General features: G+C 60.3%; 10 protein-coding genes. 9 read left to right on the forward strand and 1 reads right to left on the reverse strand.

Going from position 1 to position 13,933, the window contains the following annotated elements; genetic code table 11:
* Positions 1-254 precede the first annotated feature (254 nt).
* A complete protein-coding gene (locus FW800_RS04005; RefSeq protein WP_446437012.1) occupies positions 255-707 on the forward strand; it encodes a M10 family metallopeptidase C-terminal domain-containing protein in 453 nt (150 codons plus the stop codon).
* Positions 708-709: 2 nt separating this feature from the next.
* Here FW800_RS04005 and FW800_RS04010 read toward each other — a convergent pair whose 3' ends face one another.
* Positions 710-1,495, reverse strand: a complete 786-nt coding sequence (locus tag FW800_RS04010; protein ID WP_078821398.1) for a helix-turn-helix transcriptional regulator — start codon at positions 1,493-1,495, stop codon at positions 710-712.
* A gap of 201 nt (positions 1,496-1,696) precedes the next feature.
* On the opposite strand from FW800_RS04010, the gene FW800_RS04015 reads away from it, so the two are divergent.
* From FW800_RS04015 to eprS, 8 genes are all read left to right on the forward strand, one after another.
* Complete coding sequence (locus tag FW800_RS04015) at positions 1,697-3,061, forward strand: APC family permease (protein ID WP_446437013.1); 1,365 nt, start codon at positions 1,697-1,699, stop codon at positions 3,059-3,061.
* Positions 3,062-3,070: 9 nt separating this feature from the next.
* A complete protein-coding gene (locus FW800_RS04020) occupies positions 3,071-4,177 on the forward strand; it encodes a DmpA family aminopeptidase (protein WP_032875253.1) in 1,107 nt (368 codons plus the stop codon).
* Positions 4,178-4,543: 366 nt separating this feature from the next.
* Positions 4,544-5,977 carry a serralysin family metalloprotease gene (locus FW800_RS04025; RefSeq protein WP_005788454.1) on the forward strand — a complete coding sequence of 478 codons (1,434 nt, stop codon included), beginning with the start codon at positions 4,544-4,546 and terminating at the stop codon, positions 5,975-5,977.
* Positions 5,978-6,023: 46 nt separating this feature from the next.
* A complete protein-coding gene (locus tag FW800_RS04030; protein ID WP_446437014.1) occupies positions 6,024-6,392 on the forward strand; it encodes an AprI/Inh family metalloprotease inhibitor in 369 nt (122 codons plus the stop codon).
* A 99-nt stretch (positions 6,393-6,491) separates the two neighbouring features.
* Positions 6,492-8,246, forward strand: coding sequence for a type I secretion system permease/ATPase (locus FW800_RS04035; protein WP_446437015.1), 1,755 nt, complete (start codon positions 6,492-6,494; stop codon positions 8,244-8,246).
* Positions 8,243-9,556 carry an HlyD family type I secretion periplasmic adaptor subunit gene (locus FW800_RS04040; protein WP_005788451.1) on the forward strand — a complete coding sequence of 438 codons (1,314 nt, stop codon included), beginning with the start codon at positions 8,243-8,245 and terminating at the stop codon, positions 9,554-9,556. The genes FW800_RS04035 and FW800_RS04040 overlap by 4 nt, the downstream gene beginning before the upstream one ends.
* 2 nt (positions 9,557-9,558) lie before the next feature.
* Positions 9,559-10,899, forward strand: a complete 1,341-nt coding sequence (locus tag FW800_RS04045) for a TolC family outer membrane protein (RefSeq protein WP_005788450.1) — start codon at positions 9,559-9,561, stop codon at positions 10,897-10,899.
* Between the two features lie 45 nt (positions 10,900-10,944).
* The gene (gene eprS / locus FW800_RS04050) at positions 10,945-13,902 is read left to right on the forward strand and encodes an autotransporter serine peptidase EprS (RefSeq protein WP_446437016.1); all 2,958 of its coding nucleotides are present in this window, start codon (positions 10,945-10,947) and stop codon (positions 13,900-13,902) included.
* The last annotated feature ends 31 nt before the right edge of the window (positions 13,903-13,933 follow it).

Below are 13,933 nucleotides of genomic sequence, written 5' to 3' on the forward strand. Positions count from 1 at the left end.
TCAAGAGCGGCTCGCTTCGCATCGTGGTTACTGTTGGCTGCTATCAAGTTGTGCAACGGGTCGGCCTATATCGCACCGGACGTTAATTGACACTTTTCAGATAATTAACCGGCCACTGGTTAAACAAATAATGGCGTCATGATTAAGACATTTTCTGTCAACTATTCCGAATGGAAAGGAGGGGTGTCACTGTGAGAGATTTCGGCCGCAACACGTAACACTCTCACATAACTGATTATCAACAGGTGACTTATATGTCTTCCATAGAAAGCCTTCCCATCGGCGGTACATGGACCCAGTCCGAATTACGTGGCACAGACCAGCGCGAACGCCTGGAGGCCAGGCGCGGCGAGCCTTCAGTGCTGGTCGGCGGGGCAGGCGGCGACCAACTGGTGGGGCGTCAGGGTGCCAATACATTCAAATATGAAAAAAGCACCGACTCTCTCAGCGATGATCCGGACACGATCCTGAATTTCAATCCGAAAGAAGATCAGATCGATGTGTCCCTGATGTTAAAGGACCACGCTATATCAGCAATCAACATTCAACCAGGCCCGCCTGTGGAGGTGGGCGATGTGCAACTGAGCCACGCGTTCGGCGTGAGTACATTGACTATCAAAGTCAATGCCGAAAGGCCGAACTTTTCCGTACGCGTTGATGGTGTAAATCTATTGCCGCAGCATATTAATTTCTTCCATTCGGATTAAGCCTACGGGTTCTCCAGGTCATGCCCCAGCGACTGGATAAACAGTGAAAACAACTCGGGCTGTGACGAGATATCGAGCTTGGCGTAAAGGTGCCTGCGGTGCACTTTGACCGTGTCCGGCGAGATATTGAGGCGTTCGGCCATGGCCTTGGAGGAAAAACCCCGCAACACCAGGCGAGCGATTTCCAGCTCGCGGTCCGACAGTACACCACTGCCGAAATGACTCAGCGCGTCCCGAATCTGACTGTCTATTGCCGGTGCTCGCTGAGTGCTTTGCTGCCAGTGCTGCTGCATCAATGGCAGCACCCAAGCAGCCAGTGTGGTCAACAGCCCGGTTTCCTCAAAGCTGAAGCGTCGCTGCATACCCAGGGACAGTGAAAGCGTGCCCGTGCCGGGCAATTGCAGGATCAACTGCACTTCGTCTTCCAGCACGTTGTCGTGGAAGTAGTTGAGGAAGTACTCACTCTGGCGAAAATGGTCCGGCGCCACTTCCTCCAGGCGGTACACGCCGCTGGCATAGTTCTCGCGGCACGCCTGGTAGAACGGGTCGAGCAGGTACAGACCGTTGAGGTACACCAGCATCGACGCCGGTTTGCTGCTGGGCTGGGCGTCGTACTCCTCAAGGGCCTGGGGCGGGCCGTCCAGCGGGTAGAAAATCGCCAAGGCGTTATCGAAGGGCAGGCATTGGTGCAATAACAGCACCAATTGTTTCCAGAACCGTTCGGTGCCGATTTGTGACAGGGTGCGCCCCAATCCCGCGTGCATGCCGATTTCCCGGAACAGGCTCATATCACTGGCTCCCCTCAAAAGATCGGCCAAGGGTTCGGCTTTTAGCCGGTACCGTCAAGGGGAGTACGCCAATAGGGGAATTGGCCTACCGGCCCGCCAGCCGATAACGTCGTCACTATTCAACGGGAAGCATATCCCGCACACACACACATCATTTTTCGTTTCTGCCTCACACCAAAAACAACGACAGAGGATAACGATATGAGCGCTACCCCCACGCCCGATGGCGTGCTCAAGCCCACCTTGAGCGTCTTTGATGTAGTGGCTATCACCGTTTCTGCGGTGACGCCGGCCAGTTCCGTATTTGTGATCGCCCCGTTCGCCATTCAGCAAGCGGGCAGCGGTGTGTTCCTGGCGTTTGTGATGGCCGGGCTGCTGGCGTTGATGTTCGCCTTCTGTTACGCCGAACTCGGACGCGCCCATAACAGTGCCGGTGGCGAGTATGTGTATGCCAAGCGCGTGTTTGGTGGCATGGCCGGCTACGCCACGTTCCTGACGGTGCTGGTGATGTTGCTGTTTATTCCGCCGGTATTGGCGACTGGTGCGGCGACTTATCTGAATAATGCCTTGGGTACGAACTTCGACTCCCAAACTGTCGCCCTGGTGATCGTGGTGTGCAGCTACGCCCTGGGCATTCTCAATATCAAGCTCAATGCCTGGATTACCGGCACCTGCCTGCTGTTGGAAGTGGCAGCGTTGCTGGTGATTGTGGTGATCGGCTTCGGCAACCCGGTGCAGCCGGCCAGCGTATTGTTCCAGCCGCAGATCGTCGTAAACGGCGTGTTGCACCTGGCGCCCTGGGCTCTGGTGATCGGTGCCGTCGGTATTGGCCTGTTCTCATTCAATGGCTACGGCCCGGCGGTATTGCTGGCCGAAGACATGAAATGCGGCGGCAAGGGGGTACACAAGGCGGTGCTGTGGTCCCTGGGGTTGGTGGTGGTGATCGAACTTGTGCCAATCACCGCACTCTTGATCGGCGCGCCGTCCCTGAGTGAGATGATCAGCAGCCCCGACCCCATTGGCTATCTGTTGACCAGTCACGGTAATGAAACCCTGTCGCGGTTGGTCAGTGCCGGGATTTTCCTGTCGGTGTTCAACGCAATTGTGGCCATTGTCATCCAGATCGGCCGGGTGGTGTTCAGCAGCGGACGCGATGCACTGTGGACGCCGAGTATCAACAAGCTGTTCACGCGGATTCATCCGCGCTGGGATTCGCCGTGGCTGGCTACGTTGTTCCTGGCGATTCCTTCGGCGCTGTTGAGTTTCAGCTCGAACCTGGCGGATCTGACGTCGTTCAGCGTGTTGCTGATCATGCTGGTGTACCTGGTGGTGGCGCTGAGCGCGCTGATGAGCCGGGTGCTGCTGCGTGATCGCGAACATCCCTATCGCATGCCATTGTGGCCGTTGCCGGCCGTGCTGGCGGTGCTCGGCGCGGGGTATCTGTTGGTGACCTTGATCCTTGAGGCGTCGATGCGCGACATCATGGTCATTATCGGCTTGCTGGCGCTGTCGGTGATTTTGTATTGCATCAGTGGCCGGTCGAGTCCGGTCTTTCAGAAATTGTAAGGAGTGGGTATGCGCGCACGTCAATTGGGTATCACGCTGGGGCTGGGCACGCCTGGCGAATTGAATGCCATCACCGATGTTCCCGGGGTTCGCGTCGGTCACACCACGCTCAAGACGCGTATCGACGGCAAGCAGGTGCGTACCGGCGTGACGGTGGTCCAGCCGCGCGCCGGTGAGGCCCGGCATCAACCCTGTTTTGCCGGGTATCACGTGCTGAACGGCAATGGTGATGCCACCGGCCTTGAGTGGATCAACGAGGCCGGATTGTTGACCACGCCGATGGCCATCACCAACACCCACAGCGTCGGGATCGTGCGTGACACCTTGATCGCCCTGGAGCGCGAACGCCTGCAAGACCCCGCGGTGTACTGGTGCATGCCGGTGGTCATGGAAACCTATGACGGCCTGCTCAACGATATCTGGGGCCAGCATGTGCAACCTGAGCATGTGCGCCAGGCACTCGACCATGCCGAAACCGGCCCGGTGCAGGAAGGCGCCGTGGGCGGCGGCACCGGGATGATCTGCCATGAGTTCAAGGGCGGCATCGGCAGCGCATCCCGGCGCTTGTCGGCGGAGCAGGGCGGCTGGACCGTCGGCGTATTGGTGCAGGCCAACCATGGCAAGCGCCAGGAGCTGCGGGTCGATGGCTACCCGGTGGGCCGACATTTGATGGACATCACTTCGCCCTTTGCCGAGCAGGGCACGCCCGGCATGGGGTCCATCGTGGTGATTATCGCCACCGACGCGCCGTTGCTGCCCCATCAGTGCCAACGCCTGGCGCAGCGGGCGTCCATCGGTATCGCACGCACCGGTGGCGGCACCGAGGATTCCAGCGGTGACTTGTTTCTGGCCTTTGCCACCGGTAATCAGGATTTGCCGCAGGCGGACTACGGGCGCAAGGACCTGCCGCTGCGTACCGCGTTGCATATGGTCAATAACGATCATATTTCTCCACTGTTCAGCGCGGCGGCGGAGGCAGTGGAAGAAGCCATCATCAACGCGATGCTGGCAGGGGAAGACATGACCACACAGGCGGGTGTCCAGGTGCCTGGCCTGGCCGGCGAGACCCTCTTGGCAGCATTGCACAAGTGTGGCTGGAGTGTGCCCCGGCAATAGGGGACACTGCACTTTAATAGTGCAAGTAGTGGCTATTTAATGCCGCTAATGACACCGTGACAATATATTGGATCCATTACTCAAGTGCGCCGCTCAACTTGGAGCGGCTTTACTGCTATTTAATATTTAAATAATGCGGCGCTCGAATTCGGCGGGTAAAAGCAAGCGTTCCCAGTAAACACTGCGTGCGACTTCCTCAAGTTGTACCTGTGTCACATTTTTGCTGTGGAAATAGATGTAGACGAAAGATTTCAAGTTGTGTCAGTTTTCTTACGCCTTCAAAAGAGGTGAGTGATAGGACTATCCTCGCCCGCGAGGTTCCTATCGAACAAAGACTGATGCACTTGCAAACAAGGAAGTACGTTTATGTCAAAAGTAAAAGACAAAGCTATTGTATCTGCCGCGCAAGCCAGCACTGCTTACTCGCAAATCGATAGCTTCAGCCATTTGTATGACCGTGGCGGTAACCTCACAGTCAATGGCAAACCGTCCTACACCGTGGACCAGGCAGCGACCCAGCTGCTGCGGGATGGCGCCGCGTATCGGGACTTTGATGGCAACGGCAAGATCGATCTGACCTACACCTTCCTCACCTCGGCTACCCAGAGCACCATGAACAAACATGGCATCTCAGGGTTCAGCCAGTTCAACGCCCAGCAGAAAGCACAGGCCGCACTGGCCATGCAATCCTGGTCGGATGTCGCCAACGTGACCTTTACCGAAAAGGCTTCCGGCGGTGACGGTCACATGACCTTCGGCAACTACAGCAGCGGCCAGGACGGCGCCGCGGCCTTCGCTTACCTGCCCGGCACCGGTGCGGGCTACGATGGCACCTCGTGGTACCTGACCAACAACAGCTACACGCCGAACAAGACTCCGGACCTGAACAACTATGGTCGGCAGACCCTGACCCACGAAATCGGCCACACCCTGGGCCTGGCTCACCCTGGCGACTACAACGCCGGGAACGGCAACCCGACCTATAACGACGCGACCTATGGACAGGACACGCGTGGCTATAGCCTCATGAGTTACTGGAGCGAGAGCAACACCAACCAGAACTTCAGCAAAGGTGGCGTCGAGGCTTACGCTTCCGGCCCGCTGATCGACGACATCGCCGCGATCCAGAAGCTCTACGGTGCCAACCTCAACACCCGCGCCGGCGACACCACCTACGGGTTCAACTCCAACACCGGGCGTGATTTCCTCAGCGCCACATCCAACGCCGACAAGCTGGTGTTCTCGGTGTGGGACGGTGGCGGCAACGACACCCTGGACTTCTCTGGCTTCACTCAAAACCAGAAGATCAACCTCACTGCCACCTCGTTCTCCGATGTTGGCGGCCTGGTCGGCAACGTGTCGATCGCCAAGGGCGTCACCATCGAGAACGCATTCGGCGGTTCGGGCAACGACCTGATCATTGGTAACCAAGTCGCCAACACCATCAAGGGCGGGGCCGGCAACGACCTCATCTACGGCGGCGGCGGTGCGGACCAACTGTGGGGCGGTGCCGGCAGCGATACCTTCGTGTACGGTGCCAGTTCCGATTCCAAGCCAGGGGCTGCGGACAAGATCTTTGACTTCACCTCCGGTTCCGACAAGATCGATCTGTCGGGCATCACCAAGGGGGCGGGCTTGAGCTTCGTCAATGCGTTCACCGGCCATGCCGGCGATGCTGTGCTGAGCTATGCCTCGGGTACTAACCTGGGCACCTTGGCCGTGGACTTCTCCGGGCACGGCGTGGCGGATTTCCTCGTCACCACCGTTGGCCAGGCAGCCGTCAGCGACATCGTGGCCTGATGCACGGCGCGGCGCCTCGGCGCCGCGCTCCAGGATGGAGCTTTATATGCCACGTTTTTCTCATTTGATCGCCTGTGCTTCGCAGGTGTTGTTCGTTTTGGCAGGAGCCCACGCAATGGCTAGCAGTCTTGTATTACCGACCTCCGCCCAGTTGGCCGGGCATTGGCAATTGAAGCAGCAGGACCAGGTATGCGCACTGGATTTATTGGAACAGGCCAATGCCCTGGGAGGCGATATCGCTTGTGTGGAGCAATGGCTAGGCGACAAGCCACAAACGTGGTCGCCAACGCCGGACGGCATTTGGTTGTTTAACGCCGAAGGCTCTGGAATCACGCATTTGAATCGCCAGAAAGAAGGTGAATATCAGGCCCGCACTAAAGCCGGGAAAGTTGTCGAGCTGAAACGAACAACTTAGTTAAAAGTTATAAGCATATAACTCGATTTAGTAGTTGGCCATGCGCTTCATCGGCAGGGCGACTATTACGTGCAGTGCGCTCCAGGAAGATAAAACAATATGGCGAAGTCCCAAGGGGTTGCGCCCTTATTCAGGGCGCTGGGTGAATACAAGAGTATTTTGATCAGCGTTGGCTGTTTCACGGCATTGATTAACCTGCTGATGCTGGTGCCGTCGATTTACATGTTGCAAGTGTATGACCGTGTGTTGTCCTCCCAGAATGAAACCACCCTGGTGATGTTGACGCTGATGGTCGTGGGCTTCTTTGCGTTTATTGGCCTGCTTGAGGTTATCCGCAGCTTTATCGTGATTCGCATCGGCAGCCAGTTGGAGCGGCGTTTCAATCTGCGCGTGTACAAGGCCGCATTCGAACGCAACCTGCAACGCGGCCAGGGTCATGCCGGGCAATCCCTGGGCGACCTGACCGCGCTGCGTCAATTCATCACCGGGCCTGCGTTGTTCGCGTTCTTTGATGCGCCATGGTTCCCGATCTACCTATTCGTGATTTTCCTCTTCAACGTGTGGCTCGGCGTGCTGGCCACGGCTGGCGCGGTATTGCTGATTGCCCTGGCTTGCCTGAATGAATACCTGACCAAAAAACCATTGGGCGAGGCGGGTGTGTTTTCCCAGCAGTCAACCCAATTGGCCACCAGCCACCTGCACAACGCCGAGACGATCCAGGCGATGGGTATGCTCGGTGCATTGCGCAAACGCTGGTTCGGGGTGCATTCGCAGTTTCTGGGCTTCCAGAACACCGCCAGCGATACCGGGTCGGTCATTACCTCTCTGAGCAAATCCCTGCGCCTGTGCCTGCAATCTTTGGTATTGGGGCTGGGCGCCTACCTGGTGATCAAGGGCCAGATGACCGCCGGGATGATGATCGCAGGCTCCATCCTGATGGGCCGCGTACTCAGCCCCATCGACCAACTGATCGCGGTGTGGAAGCAATGGAGTTCGGCCAAGCTGGCTTACCAGCGCCTTGATGGGCTGCTGCGTGAATTCCCGCCAGAGGGCGAGCAAATGGCCTTGCCGGCGCCCAAGGGCCAGGTCAGTTTCGAACAGGTCAGTGCTGGCCCACCGGGGCGGCACATGGCGACCTTGCATCAAGTCAGTTTCAACCTGGCGGCCGGTGAAGTGCTGGGCGTGCTGGGCGCGTCGGGCTCCGGCAAGTCCACCCTGGCCCGCGTGCTGGTGGGCGTGTGGCCGACCCTGGCCGGCACCGTGCGGCTGGACGGCGCGGACATTCACCGTTGGGACCGCGACGACCTCGGCCCGCACATCGGCTATTTGCCCCAGGACATCGAGCTGTTCAGCGGCAGCATCGCCGACAACATCGCACGCTTTCGCGAGGCCGACCCGGAGCTGGTGGTCAAGGCCGCGCAACAGGCCGGTGTGCATGAACTGATCCTGCGCCTGCCCCAAGGCTACGACACGGTGCTGGGCGACAACGGCGGCGGCCTGTCCGGTGGCCAGAAACAGCGCGTAGCCCTGGCCCGCGCCCTGTACGGCGGGCCGCGCCTGATCGTGCTGGATGAGCCCAACTCCAACCTCGATACGGTCGGCGAAGCGGCGTTGGCCAGCGCCATCGTGCAGATGAAAGCCCAAGGCAGCAGCGTCGTGCTGGTGACGCATCGCTCCTCGGCATTGGCCCAGGCCGACAAATTGCTGGTGCTCGGCGAAGGCCATCTGCAAGCGTTCGGGCCCAGCCAGGAAGTGCTGCGGGCGTTGTCCGGGCAACAGCAGGAAGCGCCGAAAGAGAAAACCGGTGTCAGTTTCAGTCGTCAGTACCCGGCCGCAAGGAACCCAGGCGCATGAGCAGTATTACGGTAGAACCTCGTTTCAAAGAGCGCGATGCCCGCTTCTTCGTGCGTATGGGCTGGCTGATGACGGTCGTCGGTGCCGGTGGTTTTTTCCTTTGGGCCAGCCTGGCACCGTTGGATCAGGGCATCCCGGTGCAAGGCACCGTGGTGGTGTCGGGCAAGCGCAAGGCCGTGCAAACCTTCAGCCCCGGTGTGGTCAGCCGCATCCTGGTCAAGGAGGGCGAACTGGTCAAGCAGGGCCAGCCGCTGTTTCGTCTCGACCAGACCCAGAACCAGGCCGACGTGCAATCCCTGCAAGCGCAGTACCGCATGGCCTGGGCCAGTGTGGCGCGTTGGCAGAGCGAGCGCGACAATCTGCCGAGCATTACCTTTCCCACCGAGTTGAGCGCCAATCCTGATCCAGCCCTGGCGTTGGTGCTGGAAGGCCAGCGCCAGCTGTTCAGCAGCCGCCGCGACGCCTTCGCCCGTGAACAAGCCGGGATTCGCGCCAGCATCGAAGGCGCTACCTCGCAGTTGAGCGGTATGCGCCGTGCCCGCAGTGACTTGACCGCCCAGGCCCAATCCCTGCGCGCGCAACTGAGCAATCTGCAACCCTTGGCCGACAACGGCTATATCCCGCGCAACCGGTTGATGGACTACCAGCGCCAGTTGTCTCAGGTGCAGCAGGACCTGGCGCAAAACGCCGGTGAAAGCGGCCGGATAGAGCAGGGCATTGTCGAGTCGCGGCTCAAATTGCAGCAACACAGCGAGGAATATCAAAAAGAGGTGCGCAGCCAATTGGCCGACGCGCAATTGCGCAGCCTGACCCTGGAACAGCAACTCACTTCTGCGGGGTTCAACCTGCAACACAGCGAAATCAACGCGCCGGCCGATGGCATCGCCGTCAACCTCAGCGTGCACACCGAAGGCGCCGTGGTGCGCGCCGGGGAAACCCTGTTGGAAATCGTGCCCCAGGGCACGCGCCTGGAAGTGGAAGGGCATCTACCGGTGCATCTGGTGGACAAGGTCGGCACGCACTTGCCCGTCGATATCCTCTTCACCGCCTTCAACCAGAGCCGCACGCCACGGGTGCCGGGCGAAGTCAGCCTGATTTCCGCCGACCAGATGCTCGATGAAAAAACCGGCGCGCCGTATTACGTGCTGCGCACCAGCGTCAGCGACGCGGCGATGGAAAAACTCCACGGTTTGGTGATCAAGCCCGGTATGCCTGCCGAGATGTTCGTGCGTACCGGCGAGCGGTCATTGCTCAATTACCTGTTCAAGCCGCTGCTGGATCGCGCCGGCTCCGCGTTGACTGAGGAATGAGCATGAAGCCAGTGTTCATTTCGCTATTGCTGGTGTGTGGCAGTGCCCAGGCCGCCATGGGCCCGTTCGATGTTTACGAGCAGGCGCTGCGCAACGATCCGGTGTTCCTCGGCGCGATCAAGGAGCGCGACGCCGGCCTGGAAAACCGCACCATCGGCCGCGCCGGGCTGCTGCCGAGGCTGTCCTACAACTACAACAAGGGCCGCAACAACTCCGAGGCGCATCTGCCCGACGGGCGCGGCGGCAGCTATAGGGACGACCGCAACTACAACAGCTACGGCTCCACCTTCAGCCTGCAACAACCGTTGTTTGATTACGAAGCCTATGCCAACTACCGCAAGGGCGTGGCCCAGGCGCTGTTTGCCGATGAAAGCTTTCGCGACAAGAGCCAGGCGCTGCTGGTGCGGGTGTTGAGCTATTACACCCAGGCGCTGTTTGCCCAGGATCAGATCGACATCGCCCGGGCAAAGAAAAAGGCCTTCGAGCAGCAATTCCAGCAGAACGAGCACTTGTTCAAGGCCGGCGAGGGCACGCGCACGGACATCCTTGAAGCCGAGTCGCGCTACGAGCTGGCCACTGCCGAAGAGATCCAGGCCCTGGATGAGCAGGATGCGTCACTCAGGGAGCTGGGCGCGTTGATCGGCGTGCAAAGCGTCAACATCAACGACCTGGCGCCGCTGAACCAGAGCTTTGCCGCGTTCACCCTGACCCCGGCCAACTACGACACCTGGCATGAACTGGCGCTCACCAACAACCCGGTGCTGGCTTCACAGCGCCAGTCGCTGGAAGTGGCGCGCTATGAAGTGGAACGCAATCGTGCCGGGCATTTGCCGCGAATCACCGCGTATGCCACGTCGCGCAAACAGGAGTCCGACAGCGGCAACACCTACAACCAGCGCTACGACACCAACACTATTGGCGTCGAAGTGAGCATGCCGCTGTATGCCGGTGGCGGCATTTCGGCCTCCACCCGCCAGGCCAGCCGCGCAATGGAGCAGGCCGAGTACGAGCTGGAAGGCAAGACCCGCGAAACCCTGATCGAGCTGCGCCGCCAGTTCAGTGCATGTCTGTCGGGCGTGAGCAAGCTGCGTGCCTACCAGAAAGCATTGGTATCCGCCGAGGCGCTGGTGGTGTCGACCAAGCAGAGCATCCTTGGTGGCGAGCGGGTCAACCTTGATGCGCTGAATGCCGAGCAGCAGCTCTACAGCACTCGCCGCGACCTGGCCCAGGCGCGGTACGACTACCTGATGGCCTGGACCAAATTGCACTACTACGCGGGCAACTTGCGCGACACCGACCTGGCCAAGGTAGACGAGGCCTTCGGCCCGGATAAAAACCTGTAGGAGTTCGCTCCTATAAGGGGAATAACAATAATCAGGAGTGTGCAGATGATCACTGATTCACCGCGTTTCAAACCCTTCACCGCAGGTTCATTGCTGTTGTTGTCCGTTGCGGCACAGGCGCAATACACCGAGACCGGCCAAGCGGGTAACCCGGCCAGTTGGCGTTCGGCCGAATACCAAAGCGATTGGGGCCTGGGCCGTATGAAGGCCGATGAAGCCTACGCCGCCGGGATCAGTGGCCAAGGCGTGAAAATCGGCGCGCTGGACTCGGGCTTCGATGCCAATCACCCCGAAGCCTCCAAAGACCGCTTTCATGCGGTGACCGCCACCGGCACCTATGTCGACGGCAGCGCGTTCAGCACCACGGGCGCGCTCAACCCCAACAACGATTCCCACGGTACTCATGTCACCGGCACCATGGGCGCCGCCCGCGACGGCGTGGGCATGCACGGCGTGGCGTACAACGCGCAAGTCTATGTGGGCAACACCAACGCCAACGACAGCTTCCTGTTCGGCCCGACGCCAGACCCCAAGTACTTCAAGACGGTATACACCGCGATGGTGGATTCCGGCGTGCGCGCCATCAACAACAGTTGGGGCAGCCAGCCCAAGGATGTCAGCTACCAGACCCTCGGTGACCTGCACGCCGCCTACGCCCAGCACTACAACCGTGGCACCTGGCTGGACGCTGCGGCGGATGTGGCCAAGGCCGGGGTGATCAACGTGTTCAGCGCTGGCAACAGCGGCTATGCCAATGCCAGCGTGCGCTCGGCCTTGCCGTATTTTCAGCCGGAACTGGAAGGCCACTGGCTGGCGGTGTCGGGGCTGGATAAGGCTAATAACCAGAAATACAACAAGTGCGGTATCGCCAAATACTGGTGCATTTCCACGCCCGGCGCGCTGATCAACAGCACCATTCCCGACGGTGGTTATGGGGTCAAATCCGGCACCTCGATGTCGGCACCCCATGCCACCGGGGCGTTGGCGCTGGTGATGGAGCGCTACCCCTATATGACCAACGAGCAAGCGTTGCAGGTGTTGCTGACCACTGCCACGCAGCTTGACGGTTCGATCACCCAGGCGCCCAACGCAATCGTCGGTTGGGGCGTGCCGGACCTCGGCCGGGCGATGCACGGCCCGGGGCAATTGCTGGGAGCCATGGATGTGAACCTGGCAGCCGGGCAGGGTGATGTGTGGAGCAACGGTATCTCCGACCAGGCCTTGCTTGCGCGCCAGGCCGAGGACCGCGCCGAGCACAGCGCCTGGCAGCAAACCCTGATCGACAAGGGCTGGCAGAACGGCGTGAGCGCCACCGCCAGCCAGCAGGACCAGACCGACTACGCCATTGGCAACGCCCGCGACCAGGCAGCGGCGAACCGTGTGTATGAAGGCAGCCTGATCAAGTCCGGCGCCGGCAGCCTGGTCCTCAGCGGTGACAGCACCTATCGGGGCGCCACTGTCGTCAATGGCGGCCTGTTGGCGGTGAACGGTTCGCTGACCTCGGCAGTCACCGTGAATGACAGCGGCACCCTTGGCGGTTCCGGGCGTATCGCCGCGTTGTCGGTAAACAACGGCGGCCGCGTGGCACCGGGCAATTCCGTGGGCACCTTGCAGGTAGCGGGAGATGTGAACCTCGGCGCGGGCTCGACCTATGCAGTGGAACTGACGCCTACCAGCAGCGACCGTATTGTCGCGGGCGGCAAGGCGGTCCTGGGCGGCGGCACCGTCACCTTGGCGCTGGAAAACAGCCCCACGTTACTCAGTCAAAGTCAGGTCCAAAGCCTGATTGGCCGGCAATACTCGATCCTTGAGGCCGCGGGCGGCATCCAGGGCCAGTTTGGCCAAGTGCTACCCAACTACCTGTTCCTCGGTGGCACCCTCGACTATGCCGCCAACGCTGTACAACTGAACGTGGGGCGCAACGACGCGAGTTTTGCCAGCGTCGCCGCCACCCGTAACCAGCGCAACGTGGCGGCGGCTGCCGAGCAATTGGGCGCCAGCAACCCGGTGTATGAAAGCCTGTTGCAGTCGCAGTCAGTCGCCACCGCCCAGCAGGGTTTGCAGCAACTGTCCGGTGAAATCTACCCCGCCGTCGGCGCGATGCTGATCAACGACAGCCTGCAACTGCGCAATGCCGTGGGCGAGCGCCTGCGCCACGTACCAGTGAGCGGCGAAAGCAACCTGTGGTTCAAGGCGCTCGGTGCCTGGGGCAAGAGTGACAGCCGCAGCGAAACGGCCGGTTCGACCACCTCCATCGGTGGCCTGTTGGCGGGCGTGGATGGCGCACTGGATGAGCAGACCCGCGTGGGTGTGGTCGCCGGTTACAGCGACAGCTCCTTGAATATGGGCAGCGGCACGCACTCATCGGCGTCCATCGACAGCTATCACTTCGGTGCGTATGCCGGGCGCGAGCTGGGCGACTGGCGCTTGAGTGTCGGCGGTGCCTACAGCTGGCATCGCGGGGATGTGAAGCGCGACCTGCAATGGGGTGATGTCAGCGGCAAGCAAAAAACCAAGCTGGATGCGACCACAGCGCAAGTCTTCACCGAAGCAGCGTACCGCATCCGCCTGCAAGCGGTGGCCTTGGAACCGTTCGCCAACCTGGCCTATGTGCACCTGAACAGCGAGTCGTTCCACGAAAAAGGCGATGCCGCCGCCCTGGAACGCGGTAGTGACCGTCGCGATGCGGTGCTCAGCACCCTTGGCGTACGGGCATTGAAAACCCTGGCCCTCAATGACCACCAGCAACTGGAACTCTCTGGTTCGTTGGGCTGGCAACACAGCCTCACCGCCGTGGAATCCGAAGAGCACTTGGCGTTTGTCGCAGGCGGCCCTTCATTTGCCGTGCGCAGTGCGCCATTGCTGCGTGACGCTGCTTTGGTGGGGCTGCAAGCCAGCCTGGCGCTGAATGCCGCGACGCGGGTCAACCTGGATTACAACGGCCAGTTGGGTGGCCGCGCGAAAACCCAGGGTGTGGGTTTGAGCCTGAACTGGCAGTTCTGAAGACACCGCGAACAAAAAATGTGGGAGCAGG

It is taken from the genome of Pseudomonas sp. 910_23 (assembly GCF_052850795.1).

Bases quoted from the DNA above. Each gene is read 5' to 3' on its own strand.
- FW800_RS04005 (WP_446437012.1), top strand. From the start codon at position 255: ATGTCTTCCATAGAAAGCCTTCCCATCGGCGGTACATGGACCCAGTCC.
- FW800_RS04010 (WP_078821398.1), bottom strand. From the start codon at position 1,495: ATGAGCCTGTTCCGGGAAATCGGCATGCACGCGGGATTGGGGCGCACC.
- FW800_RS04015 (WP_446437013.1), top strand. From the start codon at position 1,697: ATGAGCGCTACCCCCACGCCCGATGGCGTGCTCAAGCCCACCTTGAGC.
- FW800_RS04020 (WP_032875253.1), top strand. From the start codon at position 3,071: ATGCGCGCACGTCAATTGGGTATCACGCTGGGGCTGGGCACGCCTGGC.
- FW800_RS04025 (WP_005788454.1), top strand. From the start codon at position 4,544: ATGTCAAAAGTAAAAGACAAAGCTATTGTATCTGCCGCGCAAGCCAGC.
- FW800_RS04030 (WP_446437014.1), top strand. From the start codon at position 6,024: ATGCCACGTTTTTCTCATTTGATCGCCTGTGCTTCGCAGGTGTTGTTC.
- FW800_RS04035 (WP_446437015.1), top strand. From the start codon at position 6,492: ATGGCGAAGTCCCAAGGGGTTGCGCCCTTATTCAGGGCGCTGGGTGAA.
- FW800_RS04040 (WP_005788451.1), top strand. From the start codon at position 8,243: ATGAGCAGTATTACGGTAGAACCTCGTTTCAAAGAGCGCGATGCCCGC.
- FW800_RS04045 (WP_005788450.1), top strand. From the start codon at position 9,559: ATGAAGCCAGTGTTCATTTCGCTATTGCTGGTGTGTGGCAGTGCCCAG.
- eprS (WP_446437016.1), top strand. From the start codon at position 10,945: ATGATCACTGATTCACCGCGTTTCAAACCCTTCACCGCAGGTTCATTG.